The sequence below is a fragment of the Nostoc sp. T09 genome, from assembly GCF_002154695.1.
In the GTDB taxonomy this organism is placed as follows: Bacteria; Cyanobacteriota; Cyanobacteriia; order Cyanobacteriales; family Nostocaceae; genus Aulosira.
This window is the reverse complement of record NZ_MTAV01000043.1, coordinates 1-23904: the sequence shown is the minus strand read 5'-3', so window position 1 is coordinate 23904 and position 23904 is coordinate 1. Positions and strand designations below refer to the sequence as shown.

22 protein-coding genes are annotated in these 23904 nt (G+C 41.6%); 12 read left to right on the top strand and 10 right to left on the bottom strand.

Annotation, left to right across the window (positions count from 1 at the left end):
- Positions 1-247 precede the first annotated feature (247 nt).
- Positions 248-1090 (bottom strand): tetratricopeptide repeat protein, encoded by an 843-nt coding sequence (locus BV372_RS10770; protein WP_086686502.1) that lies wholly within the window; start codon positions 1088-1090, stop codon positions 248-250.
- Positions 1091-1181: 91 nt separating this feature from the next.
- On the opposite strand from BV372_RS10770, the gene BV372_RS36190 reads away from it, so the two are divergent.
- On the top strand, positions 1182-1346 hold the full coding sequence (locus tag BV372_RS36190) for a hypothetical protein (RefSeq protein ID WP_179198048.1): 165 nt from the start codon (positions 1182-1184) through the stop codon (positions 1344-1346).
- 309 nt (positions 1347-1655) lie between these two features.
- Here BV372_RS36190 and BV372_RS10765 read toward each other — a convergent pair whose 3' ends face one another.
- The 3 genes from BV372_RS10765 to BV372_RS10755 all read right to left on the bottom strand — a co-directional run bounded on the left by BV372_RS10765 (position 1656) and on the right by BV372_RS10755 (position 3553).
- Positions 1656-2576: a ribonuclease D gene (locus BV372_RS10765; RefSeq protein ID WP_086686501.1), complete on the bottom strand. Its 921-nt coding sequence runs from the start codon at positions 2574-2576 to the stop codon at positions 1656-1658.
- A 150-nt stretch (positions 2577-2726) separates the two neighbouring features.
- Positions 2727-3239, bottom strand: coding sequence for a GNAT family N-acetyltransferase (locus tag BV372_RS10760; protein WP_086686500.1), 513 nt, complete (start codon positions 3237-3239; stop codon positions 2727-2729).
- Positions 3236-3553, bottom strand: coding sequence for a DUF1778 domain-containing protein (locus tag BV372_RS10755; protein ID WP_086686499.1), 318 nt, complete (start codon positions 3551-3553; stop codon positions 3236-3238). Before BV372_RS10755 ends, BV372_RS10760 begins: the two co-directional genes overlap by 4 nt.
- A 275-nt stretch (positions 3554-3828) precedes the next feature.
- On the opposite strand from BV372_RS10755, the gene BV372_RS35140 reads away from it, so the two are divergent.
- Positions 3829-5040 (top strand): helicase HerA domain-containing protein, encoded by a 1212-nt coding sequence (locus BV372_RS35140; protein WP_143845058.1) that lies wholly within the window; start codon positions 3829-3831, stop codon positions 5038-5040.
- On the opposite strand, the gene BV372_RS10740 is transcribed toward BV372_RS35140, so the two are convergent.
- A complete protein-coding gene (locus tag BV372_RS10740) occupies positions 5037-6008 on the bottom strand; it encodes a nitronate monooxygenase family protein (protein ID WP_086686498.1) in 972 nt (323 codons plus the stop codon). The two genes, BV372_RS35140 and BV372_RS10740, sit on opposite strands and share 4 nt — an antisense overlap.
- A gap of 179 nt (positions 6009-6187) precedes the next feature.
- Between BV372_RS10740 and BV372_RS10735 the strand changes: the two genes are divergently transcribed.
- Positions 6188-7591: a hypothetical protein gene (locus BV372_RS10735; RefSeq protein ID WP_086686497.1), complete on the top strand. Its 1404-nt coding sequence runs from the start codon at positions 6188-6190 to the stop codon at positions 7589-7591.
- 310 nt (positions 7592-7901) lie between these two features.
- Here BV372_RS10735 and BV372_RS10730 read toward each other — a convergent pair whose 3' ends face one another.
- Together BV372_RS10730 and BV372_RS10725 are read right to left on the bottom strand one after the other, a co-directional pair.
- Complete coding sequence (locus tag BV372_RS10730) at positions 7902-8735, bottom strand: hypothetical protein (protein WP_086686496.1); 834 nt, start codon at positions 8733-8735, stop codon at positions 7902-7904.
- Between the two features lie 218 nt (positions 8736-8953).
- Positions 8954-9361: a hypothetical protein gene (locus tag BV372_RS10725; protein ID WP_143845056.1), complete on the bottom strand. Its 408-nt coding sequence runs from the start codon at positions 9359-9361 to the stop codon at positions 8954-8956.
- A gap of 123 nt (positions 9362-9484) precedes the next feature.
- Here BV372_RS10725 and BV372_RS36185 point away from each other — a divergent pair, with 123 nt between their 5' ends.
- Both BV372_RS36185 and BV372_RS36180 read left to right on the top strand, forming a co-directional pair.
- Positions 9485-9748, top strand: a complete 264-nt coding sequence (locus tag BV372_RS36185) for a hypothetical protein (RefSeq protein WP_179198047.1) — start codon at positions 9485-9487, stop codon at positions 9746-9748.
- A complete protein-coding gene (locus BV372_RS36180) occupies positions 9690-10037 on the top strand; it encodes a methylated-DNA--[protein]-cysteine S-methyltransferase (protein ID WP_179198046.1) in 348 nt (115 codons plus the stop codon). The genes BV372_RS36185 and BV372_RS36180 overlap by 59 nt, the downstream gene beginning before the upstream one ends.
- A gap of 54 nt (positions 10038-10091) precedes the next feature.
- Here the strand turns inward: BV372_RS36180 and BV372_RS10715 are convergent, their stop codons facing one another.
- A complete protein-coding gene (locus tag BV372_RS10715; RefSeq protein WP_086686494.1) occupies positions 10092-10952 on the bottom strand; it encodes a fatty acid desaturase in 861 nt (286 codons plus the stop codon).
- 208 nt (positions 10953-11160) lie between these two features.
- Between BV372_RS10715 and BV372_RS10710 the strand changes: the two genes are divergently transcribed.
- Positions 11161-12390 carry a TetR family transcriptional regulator gene (locus tag BV372_RS10710; RefSeq protein WP_086686493.1) on the top strand — a complete coding sequence of 410 codons (1230 nt, stop codon included), beginning with the start codon at positions 11161-11163 and terminating at the stop codon, positions 12388-12390.
- Between the two features lie 52 nt (positions 12391-12442).
- Here the strand turns inward: BV372_RS10710 and BV372_RS10705 are convergent, their stop codons facing one another.
- Positions 12443-13549, bottom strand: coding sequence for a hypothetical protein (locus tag BV372_RS10705; protein ID WP_086686492.1), 1107 nt, complete (start codon positions 13547-13549; stop codon positions 12443-12445).
- Positions 13550-13792: 243 nt separating this feature from the next.
- Here BV372_RS10705 and BV372_RS38355 point away from each other — a divergent pair, with 243 nt between their 5' ends.
- Together BV372_RS38355 and BV372_RS10700 are read left to right on the top strand one after the other, a co-directional pair.
- Entirely contained in the window at positions 13793-13933 is a 141-nt protein-coding gene (locus BV372_RS38355) for a hypothetical protein (RefSeq protein WP_373270759.1), read from the top strand.
- Positions 13930-14154 carry a hypothetical protein gene (locus BV372_RS10700; protein ID WP_086686491.1) on the top strand — a complete coding sequence of 75 codons (225 nt, stop codon included), beginning with the start codon at positions 13930-13932 and terminating at the stop codon, positions 14152-14154. The genes BV372_RS38355 and BV372_RS10700 overlap by 4 nt, the downstream gene beginning before the upstream one ends.
- A 68-nt stretch (positions 14155-14222) precedes the next feature.
- On the opposite strand, the gene BV372_RS10695 is transcribed toward BV372_RS10700, so the two are convergent.
- Positions 14223-15071, bottom strand: a complete 849-nt coding sequence (locus tag BV372_RS10695; protein ID WP_086686490.1) for a lysophospholipid acyltransferase family protein — start codon at positions 15069-15071, stop codon at positions 14223-14225.
- A gap of 185 nt (positions 15072-15256) precedes the next feature.
- Between BV372_RS10695 and BV372_RS10690 the strand changes: the two genes are divergently transcribed.
- From BV372_RS10690 to pgmB, 4 genes are all read left to right on the top strand, one after another.
- Positions 15257-16327: a D-alanine--D-alanine ligase family protein gene (locus BV372_RS10690; protein ID WP_086686489.1), complete on the top strand. Its 1071-nt coding sequence runs from the start codon at positions 15257-15259 to the stop codon at positions 16325-16327.
- 188 nt (positions 16328-16515) lie between these two features.
- Positions 16516-17184, top strand: a complete 669-nt coding sequence (locus tag BV372_RS10685) for a hypothetical protein (protein ID WP_086686488.1) — start codon at positions 16516-16518, stop codon at positions 17182-17184.
- Positions 17185-18261: 1077 nt separating this feature from the next.
- Positions 18262-20673 carry a sucrose synthase gene (locus BV372_RS10680; RefSeq protein WP_086686487.1) on the top strand — a complete coding sequence of 804 codons (2412 nt, stop codon included), beginning with the start codon at positions 18262-18264 and terminating at the stop codon, positions 20671-20673.
- Between the two features lie 65 nt (positions 20674-20738).
- Entirely contained in the window at positions 20739-23717 is a 2979-nt protein-coding gene (gene pgmB, locus BV372_RS10675) for a beta-phosphoglucomutase (RefSeq protein WP_086686486.1), read from the top strand.
- Positions 23718-23904 lie beyond the last annotated feature (187 nt).

Sequence of the window (23904 nt, the reverse complement as noted above, 5' to 3'; positions counted from 1 at the left end):
TTATAGAAATGAATGGAGTTTTCATAAGTTTTGTTTAACTAAAGTTAATTTGGTATCAGCATTTATAGAAATGAATGGAATATTTACAAATTTTGTCGAACCAAAGTTAATTTGATTCCAGCATTTATAGAAATGAATGGCGCATTTACAAGTTTGACTGCATTTTTGGCAATAAACACGAAGCTGTTCTTGTCACTCAGCGATGCCTAAGACAATAAAGTGGAGTTGATGATTGTGCGCTTCCTCTCTATTGTCCCAGTTCTTTGATGTTGTTCATCACTTGCTGGTACAAGTCTTTATTATCTTCGCCTTGAAAGATATCGGCGGCTTTTTGTAAATCTTTGAGTGCGCCTGGTTTATCTCCTTGGGCTGCACGAGCATTACCTCGGTTATTGTAAGCAGGGCCAAAGTTAGGATTGATGCGAATAGCTTGATTGTAATCCGAGATTGCGCCTTGATTATCTCCTTTGGCAGCGCGGAGGTTACCTCGGTTATTGTAGGCGATCGCATATCTGGTATCGAGGCGAATAGCTTGATTAAAATCTTCCAATGCTCTGTTGTTATCTCCCCCAGCGGCGTAAGCATTCCCTCGGTTATTGTAGGCTTCGGCATAGTTGGGAGCAAGGCGAATGGCTTCGTTATAATCTTCTAGCGCTCCTTTTTGATCTCTTTGGGAGGCGCGAGCATTAGCACGGCTATTATAAGCTTCTGCATCGTTAGGATTGAGCTTCAGTGCTTCGTTATAATCTGCGATCGCCGCTGGTTTGTTTCCGGCATCAAAGTGAGCTAGTCCCCGAGCTTTGTAGGCTGCACTATATTGGGGATTGAGGCTAATCGCTTTATCATAATATGCGATCGCGGCTTGCAAATTTCCTTTGGCGTGCTGATTTTGTCCTTGCAAATAGAATTCTACAGCCTTGGATGTTCTCGCTGGACGGCGGCTAGGGGGACTGACACCAATTTCTGTTACTAATACATCGCTATTCTTACTACATGAAAGGCTGGTAATTGCACTCAATATAGTTAACAAAGATATAATTAATGCTCTACCTAGTTTTGTCCATTCTTGCTCAAACAATTGCAGTTTCATAAGTTGTTTTAAAACGTCATTATACCTAGATAAAATTATTTTTTCGATTAATCATTTGGCTGTAAGTTTATATGGCAATCCAAGCTGATTTATGAAAATTATTTTTTTAGCGAACCGCATTAGACACGAAGTGGCTTCCCGCAGGGTAGGACGCCAACTACGCCAAGGAGGAGAAGAGAAAGAATATTCCACAAATCATTTATGGTTGCTATATTATCTAGGTTTAATTAACGATTCTCTTGAGGATAAGATGTGAAGTGCGTAGATATCACCATCATTTGTTGTAATAAAGAAACCACAGCAACACAGTATTAGACAGAGAGTGGCTTGTTCCAGGCTAGAGTGAAGTATAAAAACTGTTATCTATCCTGATTTATCTGTTGATTTTCTCTCATTCTTTAAGTGATATTGTAGGCAGCAATACTCTATTTTTGCCGCCTTTAATTATACTTTTTAAAGTCTATAAAAATAATAATTTCATTGTTTTTAGCAAAATCTTCATCAATATTAAATTTTCTGCTGAAGGTCACTAAATACTTAACCTTGGGTGTATTTGTGTAAGCATTTATTCGCGTTCAATGTCATTTTCTTGGTTTTTGGAAGTTAACCGCCAAGCAGTAGTCTCATCAATCTCTACAGGCAATTGTTCTATGTTATTACCTAAATCTTTTTGGAGTTTCTGAGTCAGTGTGATGGGAAAATCTAGATTAATACCTTGGGTTTCTACTAGCCTTACTAGTTCAGCAAATGCTACTTTCACTGTTTTGCGCTCGTAACTAGTCAACTTGCAGTAAGATGTTTCTGATACATCCTGAGCCTGCATAGCTTTTTTAATTCGCTCTTGCAGATGCTCTAATTCCGAATTTAATAGTTGAGATTGCTGTTCAACTTGAGTATATCTTGCACCTAGTAATGCTAAATCTTCTGTTGTTGGATCGGGACTAATTTGCGATTGGAATTCTAATAATTTTAAATGCACTTGCGCAAGATATATACAGTCTAGGTAAGCATACTCAATTTGCTCTTCAGTTAGGGGTCGCTTTCCCCAATCACTATTTTGCTCTTGTTTATCGATATTATTAAAGTTACAAAGTACTGTTGCTAAAGTCTTGAGTTGATAGTTAGGTAAGGGCAAGAGATAGTAGGGTATTTTTTTAGATATTTCTAACGTACAAGTAACATTTTTAGCTTGCTTGTTACCAAGAAGTTTTAAATCATAACTGGCATTATGAAAGACCTTCTCAATATCAGGATCAAGCATTATTTTTTCAATAAATTCTTTGATGATATCAGGTTGATCTAACACATCCAAAAGGTGGACGCGATCGCCACTCATATCATGGGGGTCATCTAATACTTGAATCAGCGATAATCTGGGATTACGACTTTTATAATCAGCTACTTCACTATCTATCCACAAAGTTTGAGATTGGGTATATTTAGCGATAATTGCATTAATTTCACGAGCATTAGTCAAGTATGGCATTGGTTAATCTTGCTTGCGGCAGAAGGGGTCAATATTTCACGGGTAAACCCAGATAGTATCAGCAGTCTAAATTCTGTTGCATTGCTTGTAGTCAGAGAACAGCAAACGTTAAAGAGCCAGGGGTTTTAGATTCTAGAGATTTGGAAAGGTTCAACGGAACTGTCTGGCGATGAGCGCCATCGGCAGGTACAACCGTCGAAGTTGGTTAGGAAACAAGGTAAATCCATGATGCTCATAAAAAGCCCGCGCCTGCTCATCTTTGGCATCCACCACCACTGCCATCGCGGCAATCTCACTCATCAGGCTGCGTCGCAGGGCATCGATGAGCAGGAACGCCCCCAACCCTTGCCCCTGGTAGCGTTCATCTACGGCAAGTCTGCCCAGTAGTGTTGCTGGGACGAGAGGATACCTCGGCAACCTCGCTCGCAGTGCTTCCGGCAAGTCTTCTACCTGAATTGATGTTGCGGCCAGCGTGTAGTAGCCTGCTATCTGGTTTGTGTCCACATCATGCAGCACAAACGGCGTTGCCACATAACGCCGTAGATCCTGACCAGCCTGTTCTTGCAGATAACGGTCGAGGGCTTCAGTTCCACACTGAAAATCCGCCCGATTGTGCCTTGAGTTTAGCAACTCGATGGTATACGCAAAAGCAGGGACGCTCACGAGTGACCCATGCTTTCCTTGTAACGGCTGATTGCCCGTGTCAGCGGTGCATCGGGCTGTAGCGCAGGAGGATTGAGAAGAGAATCGATGAAAGCGATGCTGTCTTCCCGGTTGAGCTTGATAATGGTGTGTTCCTCAATTGTCCGTACTGCCGCTTCCTGAGCATGACTGACCACGAAATCAGTGACGGTTCTGCCTTCCAGGTCTGCTGCCCACTGTAACAATTCTTTCTGTTCGCGGGTAAGGCGTGCTTCCAAGCGCTCCGGTTTGCTACGCCTGTCTGCTGTTTTGTCAGGTTTTTGCTTGTCGGACATTAGGGCAACTCTCTTTCTGCTCTTTACTTTATCGTACGTCTTGAAGCCGTACAAATCAAGAAAGCTTTATGCCTTATTCAACGAACATCGCCAAAAAAGCGCTCGCAGATCGTTCTTGCAGGCATAAATTTTTATCTCTCAAGCTGGATAAACAAAGCTACTAAAGGCTGGCATCCTAGATATGGACGAAGATATGCAAATTTCTTAATTTATCATGCGTTATTTTGTATTAGCTACCGATTACGATGGCACTCTAGCCACAGATAGCCATGTAAATGAGAAGACTTTGGCAGCAATGGAATTTTCTTAAATTAAGCGAGTTATCTGTAGCGGTGGCTAACGCCTTACCAATCCTAAAAGAACAGGTGGATTTTGTCACCAAAGGTAATCGGGGGGATGGTGTTGTCGAATTAATTGACAAAATCATCGCTGATGATGTGTCCGATTTAGATAAACAGTTGCAAAGACACAAAATTTTGTTGGGTACTCAAGCAGATGGTGCGGAAGTCCATATTAAACCCTACGGTTCTAGTATCTTATTAGCTGGGACTTCTGGTGGTGGAAAATCTACTTTAGCCACAGCCGTATTAGAACGGATTGCCGAGCAAAACTACCAATTTTGTATTATTGACCTAGAAGGCGACTACGAAAACTTTGAAGCTGGAGTAATTTTAGGTGATAGTGGGCGAGCACCTAGAATAGCAGAAGTTATAGATTTATTAGAACAGCCGAATCAAAATGTGGTGGTGAACTTGCTGGGAATTGCACTACAGGATCGTCCGGCATTTTTCGCTGAACTACTACCAGTTTTATTGGAATTGCGATCGCGTACTGGCCGTCCTCATTGGATAGTTGTAGATGAAGCACATCATCTCATTCCTGTATCCTGGAACCCTGCTTCTTTGACATTACCCCAACAACTCAAGGGGATGATGTTAATTACTGTCCACCCCGATCAAGTTGCATCAGCAGGCTTATCATTGGTAGATACAATCCTGACTGTAGGGAAAACACCAGAGAAAAACATCAAAGCATTCTGTGAAACTATCGGTCATTGTCCGCCGCAACTCACACCCCAAACTTTAGAACCAGGGGAAGCACTAGCTTGGTTCAGTGCAGAAGATTCCGAACCTTTCCGCTTTCAGATTACCCCAGGACATACCGAACGTCGTCGTCATGTTCGCAAATATGCAGAAGGCCAATTAGGGGAAGATAAAAGCTTTTACTTCCGGGGGCCAGAAGCAAAGTTAAATCTCCGCGCTCAAAATTTGATTTTGTTCACTCAAATTGCTGAGGGTGTAGATGACGATACCTGGTTATTTCATCTGCAACGAGGAGATTATTCCCGTTGGTTGAGAGAGGCGATTAAAGATGAATCCTTAGCAAAAGAAATTGCGGAAATTGAAAAAAGCGAGCACAAATCAGCTAATGAAAGTCGCAATGCAATTAAAGCTGCGATTGAAGAACGTTATACATTGCCAGCTTAAATTAAAGCAGTTTCACATTCAGCCCACAAACGCGCTAACAAATCGGCAACATTGGGAATATCGTTAATTTCCTCACATCCTTTACCTGCATAAAGGCACATATCCAAAAGATTCCCTGACATATCCACTCTTGGGGTCAAGTCTTCATATCTGCGGATAATTTGCCCGGAAGCGGTAGTGGCTACTACATCGCCTTCTCCTGGTCGTTTTCCTGAAGGCGGACAGCCAAATGCTTCCCATGTATCTAATGTAGAGTTGCGTAAGACACGGTGAGCTGCATAAGCCCAGCCGCCATCAAAACAAACAGTTAAAACAGCTTCATCAGCTTTGGCTTCGGTAAGACGCTGTTTGTATACTAGATGAGCGCGGCTTTCTTGGGTAGCGACAAACCGGGTTCCCAGCAATACACCAGCTGCACCCATAGATAATGCTTGAGCAATACTTTTTCCTGTACTAATTCCTCCAGCTGCGATCGCAGGTATATCACCAACCACTTGCAAAATTTGCGGTAGGATTTTCCATAGTGGTGAAGTCGATTGTACATGACCGCCAGCTTCTACGCCTTGGCAAATCACAAAATCAACTCCTAACTCAATTGCTCGACGTGCCCCGGCAACATTTGTTACCTGCATTCCCACATAAGCACCTGCGGCTCTGACTTGGCTGAGGTATGGTGAAGGATCGCCCCAAGAAAAAGTGACAATTTTGACACCAGCATCTAAAGCAGATGTGAGGGATTTGGGAGGAAAAGCTAAAACAAAATTTACCTGAAATAGGCGATCGCATTGAGAGCGAACTTCTTGAATCAGTCGAGTTGCATCTTCTGGATTAGTCCAAGTTAAAGCCAAAGCACCCATCCCACCTGCATTAGAAACTGCCGCTGCTAACTCTGGCCCTGCAAGGCTACCTGTCGGTGCTTGAAAAATGGGATACTTCAATTCTAATTGTTGAAGAAATTCTGACTTCATCCGAGCATTTTTAGCTAACTAAATACTTGTTCATTAAATCTACATCCTCAACTTAAGCCCTACCCTTAGGCATTGTCACGGATATCAAATTGTTTTTTGCCTAGATATAACATTAGTAGATTATCTTATTTCAGGATGATCTGAATCAGCCTATCTTAATATATATTATTGTTTTAGCTATGCCACATGAAGAGTCGTTACTAACTAAAAAAGATAATTCACAAATAAACATTATCGCATCCCATGTTTTTCAAGCTATTATTTGTATTCAAGAGCAGCAACCAGAATTATTAAACGAAAAATTTAAGCATATTCAGTGGCGTAGCAATAATATTGAATCTAAGTTCGCAGCAATACTGAGCCAAACAACAGACTGGAATGCATTAATTCAAAAGTTGAATGGACACCTAAAAAATTGGTTGACTCCCGAATCTTTTAATTCTCCAATCTTAATAGAATTACTGCATAAAGTTCATCAACTTAACCCTTATAAAAATGATTTAGATAGCACAGATATTGTCAAAGATGTAACATCGGCTGAAACAGTTCTGCCTAATGGTCATGTTGTTTCTTTACAGCAGACAGGAATAGCAATTTTACTTTTAGATGCAGAAAACTTAACTATCAACCAGGAAGCTGAACAGTTTTTAACTAAAGTCTCTCATTTTCCTCTTCAAGTCAAGATTGCCTTCGCTAACTGGCGCAGTATAGGTAAAACAATCGATGTTGAATTACATAATCGCGCCTATGATTTGATTCATGTTCCTGCTGGTCGAGACCATGCTGATGGCAAAATGATAGCTTTTGGCTCATCAATCCATGAGCGTTACCCAAACGCTAAAGAAGTTTTTGTTTGTTCATCAGATACGGTTATGACTAACTTATGCAATCATATGCAGCAGAATGGATTAATAGTGTATCGCGTTAGCAAGCAGGGAGAGACTGTAAAAGTATTTAATTCTTTTACTGGAAAAACTATTACCAGCTTTCCTAATTTACCCGCCAAAATTTCATCCATTGAAAAATTTATTCAAGAGTTAAAGATTTTAATAAAAATAGAGCAAATAAACAGTAAAAGTTTTTGGATTAAACTTTCAAACTTATCACAAATATTTAAAAATAAATATCAAGTAACTATTAGCCAAGTAGTTTCTCATTATTTACCTGGTAAAAAGGCTAGAGATATTTTTATTAACTATCCTGCTGATTTTGTTATTCATCAAATTGATGCGACTTCTGAATTATATGTAACCCTATTGGAAGTTAATCAATCTCAGCCAGCAGATAGTAATAATGAAGCTCAAGCTAGTATCAATACAGAATCTTCATTGCCAAATATTAATACAACAGCAGATCTAAAACAAGCACTCATAAATATCATAAAAAGTCTAACTAATGAATCATCTGAAAGTTATATTAATGCTGAAATTTTAGCTAGTGAATTCACTAAAAAATATAGTAAATCAATTACTCAACAGATGAAGAGTTTGCATATAAGTGGTAATTTTATTAAATTTTTGCAGTCTAGTGGTTGTTTTACACTCAAGCAAACAGACAAAGGGTGGAAAGTAAGCAAATCTTAAATTTAAATTGTTATTTAAATATTTTATCAATAACGCTCATAAGAGAATTTAAATCAATATAATTAATCCTTTTTGTATATATGAAATGGAATTTAAAAGTGCTTTTTATTTATATAATTCACGTTTTTAACACTAAATTATTGTAAGGGCACAACATTGTTGTGCCCTTACCTTTCTACGCACTGCCTTCCTTTGCAGTCTTAGATGATCAGCCTTTCACTAGGCAAGATATAACTTCCGCAACTAAGTATTAGCCTGCCAAGCGCTCTTGCAAACCTAATGCCTTGTAGTTTCAAATTTAGTTGTTAGCTTATACTCCTAACATTAATAGTTCATTAGATAAAATATCAGCATCATAGCTAAGTTGCTTGCAACGTTTAGTGGCAATTGCAATTAAATCTTTTACAGCAATTTCTTTAACCTTGATGCCATCAAAATCAAGAATTTCACGCGTAGATCCTCGCGTAATGATCCAAACTTGTCGAGATTTACCTTGAATTTGAAGCGTCTTTGATCCACGTCCTCCATCGGCTCTCCGTGTTTCAATAGTGAGTTGAGATTTATTACTTAATTTGTTGATGTAATTTTCAATTTGATCTTTTTTGTATTCCTCAAACGAATCTCTGAGAGTGCAATCATACATAACAGCTAGATTTTCAAGGATAAAGAATCCATCAGCACGTCCTGCTTGAGCTTCTCTGCTGTACTGATATACAGCATGAATTCCAATAAGCCGCAATAGAGAGAAAACAGCATCTTCAAACTCATCACTGCTTTTAATTTGCTCTATTAGCCCGAAAGCATGGCTTAAGTTCTCTAAGAAAAGTTTGAATGAGATCGAGTTAACACTTGTTGAAAATGTTTTGATAACAGGCAAAGCTCCTTGAGCGGATGCTGCGGCTGTTGACATATGAATTTGACGAGCAATCCACTCTGGCTGCCCTTTTTTATCTTGTCTTTGCTCCAATAAAAACTCTAGTTCCATCCCTGTTTTTAAGGACTTAAAAGTTAGGTTTTCTAAGTCATCCTCGAAGAAGACAATATCCTTGTTGTAGTTAGAGATTGGGGATTCAAGCGCAATGTAGCCAAATCCTTGACTTCCTGTATATTTGCGAAGGTACTTTATAGTTCCTTTCTGTTCCATACTATTTTGAGTGTTATGCAAATTGAGGTTATTAACAGTTGTGAGTCAACTGCTTTTTCATAGCATTCCCCAAAATTCAAGGTAGGCTAACTAAATTTTTATATTAATTTTTCTTGAGATGTGACGCATTCATCAATTCTTGAAGCGATTTGTACCCCATGCCTAATTGCTGTTTTGCTTGAAAGGCTGAATTGAGCGAATTTCATTGGTTATTGAAACTACAAGCTTTTTAGCCATTCTTTTGCGGCAGCTTGGCTATCAAAGTATTCCACACGGAATTTATCTGATTTAACTCTGTTGACTACATTTTCAACAGCTACACGATTGAAATAAAAGCGAGAGTTAACCATTCCACAAGCATGATAACCTGCTTCAATGGCACGGGGTAACCAGTCTTCATTCACCCAACGCTGATCCTCAGCTGCAATGATTGGGAGATTAGTTGTATCAGCAACAACTTTACTAAGACCTTTATCGATGAGTAATTGTAATACGTTTTCACTAATCAGTCGAAACTGAGTACTCGTTCCATAGGCGTGCCATTCCATAATGATGCATGGGACATCTGAATCATACAAAATTGAGCAAGCTTCATTACTAAGTTCGTCAATACGGACTGAGTTCACAATGTAGATAGCCTCTATTCAAAACAAACAGGACTTACGAATATATAGTAACCGCCACAAGTACACAATGATTACCTTAATGATTAGGGCTGATATCTACATTTTTTCATTCACGCCACTACTGTGAAATTGCTAGTTGATAAAATTAGTTCAGAAATTGGGACGATTGTAATTGTCTCGGATGGAGAGAAACTTTGCTCTCTGGACTTTGTCGATTATGAGCAACGAATGTTGAAACTACTCCAGAGGCGTTATCGTAGCTTAAACTTCCACAATGTGAAAAACCCACAGGGCTTTAGTAGCAGAATTCAAGCTTATTTTGAGGGCGATGTCTTACGAAAAGCCGCTAGCCTGCGGCAACGCTCCGCGAATGCGTCTACGCACTAGCTTAGATGATATTCCTGTAAGCACTGGCGGGACACTCTTTCAAGAGCAAGTGTGGCTTGCATTACGAAATATCCCTTGGGGAAATACAATTTCCTATGGTGAGCTAGCAGCAAGAATTGGTAAGCCTACTGCTTATCGTGCTGTTGGCATGGCAAACTCACTTAATCCAGTGGCGATCGCTCTTCCTTGTCATCGGGTAGTTGGTGCGAACGCTGCACTTACAGGATACGCCGGGGGACTGGAGCGAAAACGTTGGTTGCTGGCACATGAAGGAGTTGAAATAATTTAGCCCACGGGCGATCGCGCTGTGGGCTGGGTAGATACATACTAATTTAATAAGAATTTATCCTTGACTTGCACTACTAGAGGGAGGCATTATTACTTTTTTAGCTAAACCTAAGCTCTTGAGAGCTTTGATGCTCCACCAAGTAACATCAATTTCCCACCAAGAAAATCCTGATTTCGCTACATGGGGATAAGTATGATGGTTATTGTGCCATCCTTCACCATAAGTAACGATAGATACCCACCAAAGATTACGTGAGTCGTCAGTAGCATTAAAGGAACGATAGCCCCATTTGTGCGTTGCTGAGTTCACAAACCAAGTCGAATGCCAAAGCAAGACGGCTCTCAGAAAAATGCCGTAGATCACAAAAGACCAACCACCTAAAGCATATAACAACAGACCTAAGGGGATTTGCAGCAGCACGAAGTACTTATCCAACCAACGATAGAATGGTTGACGCGCTAGATCGGGCGCATATTTTTGATAAACTTCGTAATCAAAGAACTCCGCACGTGGATAGAAAATCCACAACATATGACTCCACCAAAATCCTCGTTTGGCAGAGTATGGGTCTAAATTTGTATCTTCAGTGTGGGCGTGATGCTGGCGGTGTCCACCAACCCAGAAAATCGGCCCGCCTTGTAAAGCTAAAGCACCAATGAGGGCGATCGCATATTCTAACCACTTCGGTACTTGGAAACTCCGATGGCTCAGTAGTCGGTGATATCCCAAACAAATCCCAATGCTTCCGAATAACCAGTGCAAAAACAGCAGTAAACCTAACGCTGACCAAGAGAAAAACCAAGGAGCTACTAGGAGAGCTAAAGCATGAAATGTACCGAAAAATACGACATTCGTCCAACTGAGGCGAAGTGACGTTCCTCGCTCTGGGGCGAACGCCAGAGATTTTGCAGTCATAAAAATTCCTGTTGATGAACGATCAAGCGACCTGCTTTTCTTTTGGATCTACTCTTGCATTGGGTGTATTTGGCTATTGCGCTTCACAACCTACAAGGGATTTACCCGTTCTGTATAAGTTGGTTACAGTAAAGTAGAGCAAGTATCACTTACATTTTTATCTTAACAACTCTCTTCTTTATATGCAAGTGCCGCTTGCATTGCTTTTATGGCATCTCCAACTCATTCAGCTCGTCAACGTCTGATTCAAGCAGCACTGGAACTATTTGCAGCTCAAGGAGTCAGTGGCACTACAACCCGCCAAATTGCGGAAAAGGCAGAAGTAAACGAAGTCACGCTATTTCGGCATTTTGGCAATAAGCATGGATTGCTGTTAGCTGTTTTGGAAGAATCTGCGGCCTTTAAAAATTTAGGTGAATCTTTGGTAAGACGCGCCAGCCCTCCTGGTAGCGTCTACCAAGCCCTCAAAGATTATGCAAGTGATAGCTTGCTTGCGCTAGAGCGTGTACCAGAGTTTGTCAGATCTGTAGTAGGTGAAGCTGACCAATACCCTGCGGAAAATCGCCGTGCTTTGGGAAGGGGTTTAACAGAAGCTAACCGCTATGTGGCCCAGTATTTAGCTACGGTAATTCAGCAAGGACACTTAAATACCTATCTGCCGGCAGAAAAATTAGCCAGCTTGCTGAATGGAATGCTTTTAGGATATGCAGTTATTGAATTTACTAGCGAATTTCATGAACTTTGGGAAGACCGAGATGATTTTCTGGAGAATTTAGTGGAGTTGTTTTTACGCGGTGCGATGTCACCTTCACCAGAATCAGTAATCAATAACTTACCAGAAAGCAGCATCACCACAGAAGTAGCTGATTTACCTGCAACTTTAGTCCATGAAATTCTGCGACAAGCCAAGAGATTGGGACTACAAGATTATTCTTTGGCATATATCTTATTTGCTGCTGGCTTATCTCCCACAGAAATGGTTAGCTTGCAGCGATCGCACCAAATCTATGATGAGCAAGGGCACTTTTTGCAAATTACCACTCCCGGATTAGTCCGCCAAGTGCCTGTGAATCAATGGATTATGGGTAAACACTATGGCTCTTATACTAATAATCCTTTAATTAAATGGCTGAAAAGTCGTAAAGATACTCAACAAGCGATGTTTCTCAACGTTTCAGGAGAACCAATTTCCGATTCAGAAATTCAGAGTTGCTGGGAAACTTGGACCCAGGGAATGTTAACACCTCAAGGACAACCACCAGCGATCGCCCAAGCACAACATACTTGGCGTGTAGAAATGTTAATTCGAGGTATTAGCTTAGAAAATTTGAGTATCCTCACTGGCTGCGATCGCACCCAATTACAACCCTATGCTCGCAGATCCAGAGAAAAAGCCGCCTTAGAGCAAGCTACCCGTTTAGATCATAAACCTACGTAAATAGAAGGCAGTCCCAACGCCACAAAATATTAATATTTCGTAGATGTCTATTTCAAGATTGAATAAGACAAAACTCTACAAAAGGGGTATGCACCATACCCTTCCATAAATCTTCAAACAACCCACCATCAGGTGGGTTTGTTAAGGCTCTATAGGTTAACTGAAGCTGATAGATACCCAACTTCAAACCCTCAAGCGACCAATAGCCATAACCTGTACCATTAACTATTAGGTTTAATAAACCATCTGTTCGCCCTTCAATGTGTGCAGTAACAAAAAACGTCACACTTTCTTGAGGCTTGACTAAATGATAGTCGGATTCCTTAGAACCTACCCACCCAGTGCTACCGCCGCCTAGTTGTTGCCCTAAAATTAAACCATTTTCTCCCAAGAGTACTGGAATCAACGTGGTATAGGAACAGAATCGCTCAGAGATTGATGAGTTGTTAGTAATGCGAATTCCAATCTCTACAGAGGGGCTGACCTCGAACAAGTTGGAGAGCGAGATTCTCCATATGTTCTCTGGCACAATAGTTTCAAAGCGGATACCATTCACTTCCACAGCTTTGCGATCGGTTTCCACAGGTTCAACAAATTGAACATTGACAAATGTTGTTATTATGGGATCTATTAAATAGCTTTCGAGTAAAATGTTGTCCCCAGTTTGTCTATCTTTAACTATTAACTCTCCGCTAGGGCTGTTGTAAATCAATCGAAGTTGATAGATTCCTAGTTGGAAAGTATCAAGATACCAAGTATGGTGAGTATTAGTTGAGAATTGGAAACTGGTACAAATATTCCATTGAAGTTGAAATAAGTTATTTTGTATAGATAACTTTGCAATTAAATAGCAAAGTAGAGTCTTTTTAGATGGAATGGCAATGCTGTTATCTATACTTGGAGTAATCTGAGCATTTATCAGTTTTTGTGGATGTATTACTTGTCCACTAGAGGCAAGGATTTCTGGAGACAATTTGTCACAGAAGAAGGGGAAAGAAGACAGTGCATTGTTAGTAATGCAAATTGTTATTTGTAAAGAGATATTAGCGTTTTCTGTGGTATTAGGAACAGGCAACACTATTAGGTTTGGCTCCCAAATTTCTATATGGATACCATCCACTTTAAAAGTGTTACTGTCATTTAATTCAAAAGAAGACATATTAGGCACCCTCTCTTTTCCCTAGCGTTTATGCGCCCTGAAACTATCAAGAAACTCAACACAAAGAGTTAGCGAAAGTCAAAATTATCGAAGTTCCCACTTTTAGCTGGCGAATTATATAGAAGTGGTGCAAGCAATGCTAATTGAATATCCTAATGTACAAGGTGCTATACTCTGCGCGATGAGAAGTCATAAGGAGCTTTTATTATTACTACGCCAGAACAAAAGACCCAGTGCTTTACATTGTGCTGCTGGTTTACCAAACTTTACTTGCCTATAAATGTGGTTCGTGTAGACGAACGCACAGGAAATGTGTTCTTTCTGGCAGGTGAGGAGAATATTATTGAGATATATCCCAATGGCAGATGGAGATACGTGCAATGAGCAAACCTAACTTTCAGGCGATGAGTCACAAAGACTTGCAGGCATACGTTTTGGCTCATCGGCACGATCAAGAAGCATTTTATGCCTATGTGGACAAGTTAAATGCAGAAGCTAGCTGGGTTGAAATGCCATTTTTAGAATCTCCAGAAGACTTAGAAAATTATCCTGAATTTCTTGAACATGTGCGCAAGGGTTCGGAGCCAAAAGATAAGGCTGTCTAACAATCATATTTGGTTTGGAATCCAGATATCTTGAACATATCCGCAATGGTTAGCAGTTACGATCGTGTTCATGACTTAGCACTCAGCTTGACTAATTGGTCTAACTCTTGCTGCATCTGACTAACAACTAACTCATAACATTCATTGACATACTCGCGATCGCACGCGGCTTCTCTGCCATAATATTCAAACTTAATCGGTGGACAAATCCGCGTGTGGATAGTTACAGGCAATGGGATGTTGGGCAATGGGCCAAGTGCTAACCCCCAAGGTAAGCCTAGATAAATTGGAAATACTACCGGATCAATTCCAAACAACCAAGGCATCCCCAATTTGTGGAGTTGCTGCACAATGTTATAGCATTCAGTCAGTACAATCAGCGTATCGTGGGCACCAGTGGAAATCACAGGTACAATTGGTACTCGCTCCCGCAGTGCTAGCTTGATAAATCCTTGTCGCCCTGCAAAATAGATTTGGTTCCGTAAAGAATGCGGTCGAAAGACATCTTCAGCACCACCAGGATATACCACTACACTAGCGCCAGAGCGCAAAGCAGCATAAGCCATTTTGGGATGAGCGATGATTGCGCCAACTTTGGCTACTAGTTGTGCTATTGGTGGGGTTACCTCCCAGACTTTGGGATGCATCAAACCGTAAACTGGTTGCTCTACACCAAATCGTCGGAACCAGTCATACATCATCACCACCATATCAGGAGCCGCTAGCCCCCCGTTGTGGGAACCAACAAATAAAACTTTCTCTTGGGGTGAGACATGGTGCCAACCACTAGTTTGGACTCGAAAATAGTGGTCATAGAACCACCCAATTAGTGGCATGAGTGATTCGATGAATCTTGGATCTCGCTCATCCAAAGACCAACCGAGTTTTTTCTTGAGGTGATGTTGTGTTTCTGACATCAAGGCATATTAACAGGATTGGTAAAGCTCAGACAATTACTCCTGTTGAGATTTCAGGACAATCTGTGATTTTGAGGTAATTGTTAATCAGTTAACAGTTTACAGGCTGGGAAATGATAACCGATCGAGATTTTTGAGCAGGTTGTGATACGCTATCTGCGAGAAAGAGCTAAGAGGTACGGAAGATGACTAAACTGCGGGTGGGGTTACTATTTGGCGGACGTTCTGGGGAACATGAAGTTTCGATTAGTTCAGCACGGGCGATCGCTAAAGCATTAAGTGCAGAACAAAATGCTAATAAGTACGAAATACTGCCTTTTTATATCCAAAAAGATGGATTTTGGCAAGCTGGGGAAGTCGCCCAACAAGTTTTAGCATCTGGCGCTGCTATTCAGAACCAAGGAACGACTCCTAATCTTTGGCAATTTCCACCACAGACACAACAAGTAGATCTTTGGTTTCCGATTCTGCACGGGCCCAACGGTGAAGACGGCACAATTCAAGGATTACTTAGCCTGATGCAAGTTCCGTTTGTGGGTTCTGGGGTGTTAGGTTCGGCAACAGGGATGGATAAAATTGGCATGAAAGTCGCTTTTGCTCAAGCCGGACTACCCCAAGTCAAGTACAAAGCAATAACAAGAGCGCAAGTTTGGTCAAATCCTTGCGTATTTCCGAAATTATGTGATGAAATTGAGTCCACCCTGGGCTACCCTTGTTTTGTCAAGCCTGCGAATTTAGGTTCATCGGTGGGGATTGCCAAAGTGCGATCGCGGCAAGAATTGGAAGCGGCATTAGATAATGCTGCTAGTTACGATCGCCGGATAATTGTGGAAGCGGGAGTCGTTGCTAGAGAAGTAGAATGTGCGGTTTTAGGCAACGATCAAGCCCAAGCTTCTGTTATTGGCGAAATTACTTATAATAGCGATTTTTATGATTACGAAACAAAATATACTGAAGGTCGAGCAGATTTACTGATACCCGCCGCGTTACCAGAGGCGATCGCTCGTCAAATTCAAGACATGGCTCTGCAAGCCTTTGCCGCTGTTGACGCTGCTGGGCTGGCAAGAGTAGACTTTTTCTACGTAGAAGCCACAGGTGAAGTATTGATCAATGAAATCAACACCTTACCTGGTTTCACTGCAACTAGTATGTATCCTCAACTATGGGCATATAGTGGTATATCCTTCCCTGAACTAGTAGATAAACTAATTCAACTAGCTATAGAGAGAGATTCTGCTGTCGAACCGAAGAGTTAGGCAAAGCAATGAGCTAGCAAAAACTCATACATGTGTCAAAATTAGCGTTTTTGTAGAAACTTATTGGATTTAGTAGTCTAAGCTGCACACAAAAGTTACTTTATTGCAAAATTTGGCTACGGATACCTGATACTTGAATCCTCCAGTATGATCTTGGATCAAGAGGGGTACAAATCTGAAAGTAATCTATGGAAAATAGTCAGAATGTACAGCACGAGCCAACCCAATCTACTGGGGCCACTCCAGAGCTGACAAACAGTAAATCGAGAGCAAACAGTAGCTCACAAGTTTTGATACATCTGGTCGCACGCCATCCTTGGTTGTTGTTGATTGGGTTATCAGCAACGTTTTTTGCAAGTGCTGTACTTGCCTTGTATAACCTGGGTTCTGTGGGAAATGTACAACAGTCAGAAGAACCAGATAAAAACCCAGATGTAGCAACTACAACTGTAGCTGAAGTAGCAATCAATACGCCCTCTGAGAATAGCAATCCTATGCCTTTATGGATGGTTGCAGCGATCGCCCTCAGCTGTGCTAGTGGTTGTGTGATAATTTTGCGCATCCTCAACCGTCCAGCAAACGGTCAAAAAGTCCAGAAACATCTTAAACGCTATCCAACGCGCACGGTACAAAGTCAACCGCAACGAGTACAACCACAGTCTCCCAAAACTCCCCAAGTATTTGTACCGCCACAATCACTAACGCCTCTTGTCTCCATGCAATCTAGGACAAAACCGCTGATGACAGTTTTACCACCAGAACACAGCTATCGCATGGAGAAAAGTAAAGAGTCTTTGGCAGATTTGATGGATCTTCGTAAACAGAGTTCTTTGTCTGCTATTTTACGCAAGTATTAATATCGTTGCAAAAGAAAAATCTGTCGAATTAACTATTTTGTAATTAAGGGTATGGGAATTCCATACCCTTACTTGTGTTTAATATTATATAGCCGATTTTTAATCACATTAATTTAGATTACAACAGTTTCCAGGTTATTGAACCAGAAATCCAAAGTAGGGGCACGGCATCCACAATCTTTCGGTACATATAATAATCTTACTGGTGCCGTGTCCCTAACGCGTGGTCTATTTACTTGAAAAACGCTGTAAAAAAGTTAGACATGAACAATTCAAGTATTTTAAAAATGCCAATTTGGCAACTAACTAGCAATTATTACAGTTAAGGTAGAGAAGATAAACGACTTCAAGGGTGTTGTTATCAGGGTCTACCAAGCCATTAGATTACTTCAGGAAAAACTGAGTAATTACAAGTTTTTTGTATTTATTTACCAGGAATATATTTCTCTAAAAATTAGAAGAGAAAATCATAATAATTAGACTTAACATTTACTGCGCCAGGAATTCTAATCGCGGATAGATTTTGCCTTAATTATAAACATTAACCCTGGAAAAAAGGCAATTTCTCTAGATATTCCTGCTCTCTACAGCGGTAAATGCCAGGGTGGAAGAATGAAGCGACTGTTATGCTTTCTTCCACTCTTTTTTTAACTATAGGATTCATACTTGATTTTAAAATTTACCTATGGGAGCCACTGCTTTGGATGGGTTCCCCGGCTTGTTCGCTAGAGGCATTCCCGCAGGGTAGTAAATGGTGAGTCCAGTCCTGTTCGGCGCAGCCGTTCCCCTGAAATAACACTTAATCTGCCTTAACACTTCTATAGATTATGGGAATTTATGGAAATTTAGCTAAAGATATAGTCCCAGAACAAGGAGTTATTGATGTGTAGCACAATTGTTGAGCATAGGTCTAAGATTCGCTGCAATATCTCATCCTACAGCTAGAAGTAAATGGCTTGATACTTTAGTTACGATCACAGAGGAAATGTACCTCTAAACACCAGCGATCTAAAACCTTGTTTGTTGCGGAAAGAACTAATGAGGTCGTGACCTAATTTAGAGTTTTAGGACTTAGTCATGTATGAACTAGTTCAAGCTGCCTTAAACAGTGATGATAAAACTGCTCTGCATCAGTTAATTTTGATGCTGAGTAATACAGGTAAGCGTTACTTCCTGAGAAATGAGATTTTACAAGCTTTTGCGGAATACTGCCAGCAATCCCAAAAGCCTACTTATTTTTATTATTCTTCTTCAGTAGGCAAACTCATTCACTACTGTCATGAAATCATTTTGGAAGAGGAAAGTACCTGGTTTGTCGTTCGTCCCAGGATTGCTAGTCAGGAGGTTTGGCGATTAACAGAGGAATTTACTAAATTTGAACTCATGACACCCCAAGCATTGCTAGATGTCAGAGATCGCCTAGTTAATCGCTACCAACCCCACATTCTAGATATAGACCTCCATCCCTTTTACGCTAATTCCCCAACGATTAGCGATCCGAGAAATATTGGTCAAGGTCTAGCTTTTCTCAACCGTTATCTGTGCAGTCAGGTCTTTACAGACCCTCACTACTGTTTAGAGGTCTTATTTAAAGTACTACATCGACTCAGTTACGATGGTGTTGAAATGCTGATCAACGATCGCATTCACTCAGGTACTCAGTTAGCCCAAAAAATTCAGCAAGTCCTCAAGTTGCTTAGCCAGCAACATCCTGACACACCCTACGAAAAATTTCATATTGACCTCCAAGAACTCGGCTTTGAACCAGGTTGGGGTAACACAGCCTCGCGGGTGCGCGAAACCCTAGAACTTCTCGAACGCTTCATTGACAACCCACAGCCTGCAATGCTGGAAGCATTTGTGGCTCGTGTTCCTGCCGTTTTTCGGGTCGTTCTGATTTCCATACACGGCTGGGTGGGACAAGAGGGAGTTGTTGGCAGAGATGAAACATTAGGTCAAGTTGTTTATGTCGTGGAACAAGCGCGCAGCTTAGAAAACAAACTACGTAAAGAAATTCAACTTGCTGGTCTTGACCGTTTGGGCATTCAACCCCACGTAATTATTTTGACTCGGCTGATTCCTAACTGCGAAGGCACATACTGCAACCTGCGTCGAGAAAAAATTGAAGGTACAGAAAATGGCTGGATATTGCGCGTACCTTTTGGTGAATTCAATCCCGAAATTACGAATAATTGGATTACTAAATATGAGATTTGGCCTTATTTAGAAACATTTGCCCAAGATGCAGAAAAAGAACTGCTAGCTGAATTTAAAGGTAAACCACATCTGCTGATTGGTAACTACACCGATGGCAACTTAGTTGCCTTTCTCCTTGCTAAACAGCTCAAAGTCACCCATTGCCATATTGCCCACGCTTTAGAAAAGCCGAAACATCTATTTAGTAATCTTTACTGGCAGGATTTAGAGGATCACTACCATTTCTCGGCACAGTTCACTGCTGATTTGATTAACATGAATGCAGCCGACTTTATTGTTACCTCGTCCTATCAAGAAATTGTCGGCACACCAGAAAGTATTGGACAGTATGAATCCTACAAATGTTTTACGATGCCCCAGCTATATCACGTAATTGATGGCATCGATTTATTTAGTCATAAATTCAACGTGGTGCCACCAGGAGTAAACGAGAACATTTTTTTCCCGTTTAGCAGTTCGGAAAACCGCGATCCGAATCTTCGCCAAAATCTCAATGACTTACTTTTTAACCGCGAAGATTCGCAAATTTTGGGTCACTTAGATAACCCTGACAAGCGGCCAATCCTTAGTGTCGCTCCGATTATCTCAATCAAAAATCTCACTGGCTTGGCTGAGTGCTTTGGCAAAAGTCAGGCTTTGCAAGAGCATTGCAACTTGTTTATATTAACTAGCAAGTTGCATACATCAGAAGCTGTTAACGCTGAAGAAGCCGCAGAAATCCAAAAACTTCACGATATTATCAACCACTACAATCTCCACGGTCATATCCGTTGGCTGGGGATGCGTTTGCCTAGTAGTGACATTGGCGAAGTCTACCGATTAGTAGCTGATAAAAAAGGTATTTATGTTCACTTTGCCAGTTTTGAAGCCTTTGGTAGAAGCATTTTGGAAGCGATGATTTCTGGTTTGCCAACTTTTGCCACTCAATTTGGCGGTGCTTTAGAAATTATTGAGGAGCGAGAACATAAATTCACTCTCAACCCTACAGATTTAGAAGGATCTGCTAATAGGATGTTGGATTTCCTTAACCAATGCGATGCTCATCCCGAACAATGGAGTGAAGTCTCAGATTGGATGATCCAGCGAATTCGTAATAAGTACAACTGGCAATTACACAGCAATCAGTTACTTTTGCTAGCTAAAATCTACGGTTTCTGGAATTTTGTAGCTCCAGAAAATACCGAAGCTAGAGTCCGCTACGTGGACAGCTTATTTCATCTGATTTATAAACCCAGAGCCGAAAAGATTTTAGAACAGCATATGCATCGCTAGGTTGCAATCAAAATTCAAAATTCTTAGAAATTTTTCTTAGTCTCTCCTTAGCAAAGATGGTCACAATGGATATAACAGGTCGTTCTCGCCATTTTATCTATAACGATTGGATATTAACCGAAACCCAGTTTGACCCCGACCAGTTGCACTACCGAGAAACCATGTTCACAATCGGGAATGGTTACTTAGGAACCAGGGGTAGCTTTGAAGAAGGTTACATGCGTGCATTGCCAGCTACCTTCATTCACGGTGTCTATGATGAGGTTCCTGTCGTATACACAGAACTGGTAAACTGTCCTGACTGGCTACCATTACTGGTAACGATTAATGGCGATCGCTTCCGCCTCGATCAAGGAGAGATATTAGACTATAATCGGCAACTGGATGTGCGTCGGGGTCTGCTGAGCCGTTCTGTGCGTTGGCGTAGTCCTACAGGAAATACGATAGATATACATTTTGAGCGCTTCGCCAGCATCGCAGATCAGCATGTGTTGGGGCAACGCTGCCAAGTCACCTCCTTGGATTTTGATGGTTTGATTGAAATTCAAGCTAGTATCAACGGCTATCCAGAAAATCCCGGTTTTAATCACTGGGAATGTCTAGAACAAGACAAAACTGACCAGGGTGTTTGGTTGCATCGCCGGACTCGCAACTCTCTAATTGATATCGGTCTAGCAGCTAAGTTGACAATTTCTGGGGCGGAGGCATCTTTACAGGTTAACAGTGCCCCAGGGTATCCTACGTTGAGTGCCACATTTTTAGCCTCCTCAAACCAGACAGTAACGGCAGAAAAAATTGTCACAGTTTTTACATCGCGAGATGTTGCTGCACCAGAAAAAGCAGCGCGAGAAAAACTCAAGCTACTACCAGATTACACAACGCTACTGAAAGACCAAGAACAGGCATGGCATGAAATCTGGCAAAAAAGCGATATTTTGATTGAGGGGGATAGCACGGCGGCTTTTGCTGTGCGCTACAACTTGTTTCAGCTATTAATTGCGGCTCCAAAAAATGATGACAAGGTAAGTATTCCTGCCAAAACTCTATCTGGCTTCGGTTATCACGGTCATGTTTTTTGGGATACAGAAATTTTTATACTGCCATTTTTTACTTATACTCAACCCGATCTAGCTCGCAATCTCCTCAGTTATCGCTACCACACCTTAAATGGAGCGCGACGCAAGGCAGCTCATGATGGGTATAAAGGAGCGATGTTTGCGTGGGAAAGTGCTGATACAGGAGATGAAGTTACACCCCGGTGGGCGCTACCTAACGATCCCTATGGGGAAGATGTGCGGATTTGGTGTCGCGATCGCGAAATTCACATTAGTGCAGATATTGTCTATGCCATTTGGTACTACTGGCAAGCAACTGGCGATGACGAGTGGATGCGAGATTGTGGTGCAGAGATTGTTCTAGATACGGCGATATTCTGGGGTAGCCGAGTTGAGTTTAACCCCAAATACGAACGCTATGAAATTCGCGGAGTCATTGGTGCAGACGAATACCACGAGTTTGTCCACAACAATACCTTCACCAACCGCATGGTGCAATGGCATTTAGAAAGAGCAATCAAAGTCTATGATTGGCTAAAGGCTACCTTCCCCGAACGGGCAGGGGAACTAGAGGAAAAATTGCATCTGAGTGCCAAACAGCGATCGCGCTGGCAAGATATCATCGCTAATATCTGGATTCTCCACGATCCGGCAACAGGCATGATCGAGCAGTACGAGGGCTTTTTCCAATTGGAAGATATCGACTTAAATCAATATGAGCCGCGCACTCGTTCCATGCAAGCCATACTGGGTATTGAAGGAGCTAATAAGCGGCAGGTACTCAAACAACCAGATGTCTTAATGCTGCTTTATCTGATGCGACAATCAGCGGAATTTCCCTACGACCAAAAAACCTTGCAGACAAATTGGGATTACTACGCACCCCGCACAGATATTACCTATGGTTCTTCCCTGGGCCCAGCTATTCACGCCATCCTAGCCTCGGATTTAGGACAATCAGCGGCAGCTTACGAACGATTTATGCAGGCAGCAATGGTAGATTTACAAGATGTCCGGGGTAATACTAACGACGGGATTCACGGTGCAAGTGCTGGCGGTATCTGGCAGGCGGTGGTTTTTGGCTTTGGTGGCATCCAAATGACAGAAAATGGCCCTGTAGCTCATCCCCACCTACCCCCAGGTTGGACGCGCCTAAAATTCCAAGTACATTGGCGTGGTCAGTGGCACGAGTTTGATTTGCGCTCAGAACTGGAGATTGGTGGTAGGGAAGAGGTAGGGGTGCAGGGTACAGAAGGAAGGGCAGAAAGTCTCTCTTCCTTAGTTCCTAAAACGCAATTACACAGCGAAGCGACTCTTTCGTCCGAGATTCAGGGAGTGATTTTCGATTTAGATGGCGTTTTGACAGATACGGCAGAGTATCACTATCGCGCTTGGCAAAGGCTAGCAGATGAAGAGGGGATACCATTTAATCGGCAGGATAACGAGGAGTTGCGGGGTGTGTCTCGTCGGGAATCACTGATGCTGATTGTCAAAGATAGACCGTATTCGGAAGCTCAAATCCAAGAGATGATGGAGCGCAAGAACCGCTACTACGTTGAATCTATTGAAAATATTACACCCCAAGATTTGTTACCAGGCGCGATCGCCTTATTAGATGAACTGCGCCAAGCCGGGATTAAAATCGCGATCGGTTCGGCTAGCAAAAATGCCCACACAGTTGTCGAAAAATTGGGGATTGCTGAGAAAGTAGATGCGATCGCAGATGGTTATAGTGTCCAAAAACCCAAGCCAGCACCAGATCTATTTTTGTTCGCAGCTAACTTGCTAGGGTTACCACCAAGTCAATGTGTAGTCGTAGAAGATGCCGCAGCTGGCATTGAAGCTGCTTTAGCCGCCAAGATGTGGACAGTAGGACTCGGCCCGGTTGAGCGCGTGGGTGAAGCTCATGTTGTGCTACCCAGTTTAGCAGGTATTACATGGGCAGACCTCAAAGCCAAATTGAGCAATATTGTGAGAGCAAACAATTAAGCCATTTCATCTGGGGTTGTAAGGCAAGTTAATTAGCAACTAACTATGAGGCAATGATTTGATTTTTGAAAAAACTTTCCAGAGCAAAGCTCTTGAGCATATACAGCAGAATTCAGGAGTTAGAATCCAGAATTCAGAAGTAAAACAGTCTTTATGCTTGGGTTTGAGGCTTAGAATCTGTACTTCA

Excerpts from the sequence above, each read along its gene's own strand:
- BV372_RS10770 (WP_086686502.1), bottom strand. The coding sequence starts at position 1,090 with ATGAAACTGCAATTGTTTGAGCAAGAATGGACAAAACTAGGTAGAGCA.
- BV372_RS36190 (WP_179198048.1), top strand. The coding sequence starts at position 1,182 with ATGAAAATTATTTTTTTAGCGAACCGCATTAGACACGAAGTGGCTTCC.
- BV372_RS10765 (WP_086686501.1), bottom strand. The coding sequence starts at position 2,576 with ATGCCATACTTGACTAATGCTCGTGAAATTAATGCAATTATCGCTAAA.
- BV372_RS10755 (WP_086686499.1), bottom strand. The coding sequence starts at position 3,553 with ATGTCCGACAAGCAAAAACCTGACAAAACAGCAGACAGGCGTAGCAAA.
- BV372_RS35140 (WP_143845058.1), top strand. The coding sequence starts at position 3,829 with ATGAGAAGACTTTGGCAGCAATGGAATTTTCTTAAATTAAGCGAGTTA.
- BV372_RS10740 (WP_086686498.1), bottom strand. The coding sequence starts at position 6,008 with ATGAAGTCAGAATTTCTTCAACAATTAGAATTGAAGTATCCCATTTTT.
- BV372_RS10735 (WP_086686497.1), top strand. The coding sequence starts at position 6,188 with ATGCCACATGAAGAGTCGTTACTAACTAAAAAAGATAATTCACAAATA.
- BV372_RS10730 (WP_086686496.1), bottom strand. The coding sequence starts at position 8,735 with ATGGAACAGAAAGGAACTATAAAGTACCTTCGCAAATATACAGGAAGT.
- BV372_RS36180 (WP_179198046.1), top strand. The coding sequence starts at position 9,690 with ATGTCTTACGAAAAGCCGCTAGCCTGCGGCAACGCTCCGCGAATGCGT.
- BV372_RS10715 (WP_086686494.1), bottom strand. The coding sequence starts at position 10,952 with ATGACTGCAAAATCTCTGGCGTTCGCCCCAGAGCGAGGAACGTCACTT.
- BV372_RS10710 (WP_086686493.1), top strand. The coding sequence starts at position 11,161 with ATGGCATCTCCAACTCATTCAGCTCGTCAACGTCTGATTCAAGCAGCA.
- BV372_RS10705 (WP_086686492.1), bottom strand. The coding sequence starts at position 13,549 with ATGTCTTCTTTTGAATTAAATGACAGTAACACTTTTAAAGTGGATGGT.
- BV372_RS10700 (WP_086686491.1), top strand. The coding sequence starts at position 13,930 with ATGAGCAAACCTAACTTTCAGGCGATGAGTCACAAAGACTTGCAGGCA.
- BV372_RS10695 (WP_086686490.1), bottom strand. The coding sequence starts at position 15,071 with ATGTCAGAAACACAACATCACCTCAAGAAAAAACTCGGTTGGTCTTTG.
- BV372_RS10690 (WP_086686489.1), top strand. The coding sequence starts at position 15,257 with ATGACTAAACTGCGGGTGGGGTTACTATTTGGCGGACGTTCTGGGGAA.
- BV372_RS10685 (WP_086686488.1), top strand. The coding sequence starts at position 16,516 with ATGGAAAATAGTCAGAATGTACAGCACGAGCCAACCCAATCTACTGGG.
- BV372_RS10680 (WP_086686487.1), top strand. The coding sequence starts at position 18,262 with ATGTATGAACTAGTTCAAGCTGCCTTAAACAGTGATGATAAAACTGCT.
- pgmB (WP_086686486.1), top strand. The coding sequence starts at position 20,739 with ATGGATATAACAGGTCGTTCTCGCCATTTTATCTATAACGATTGGATA.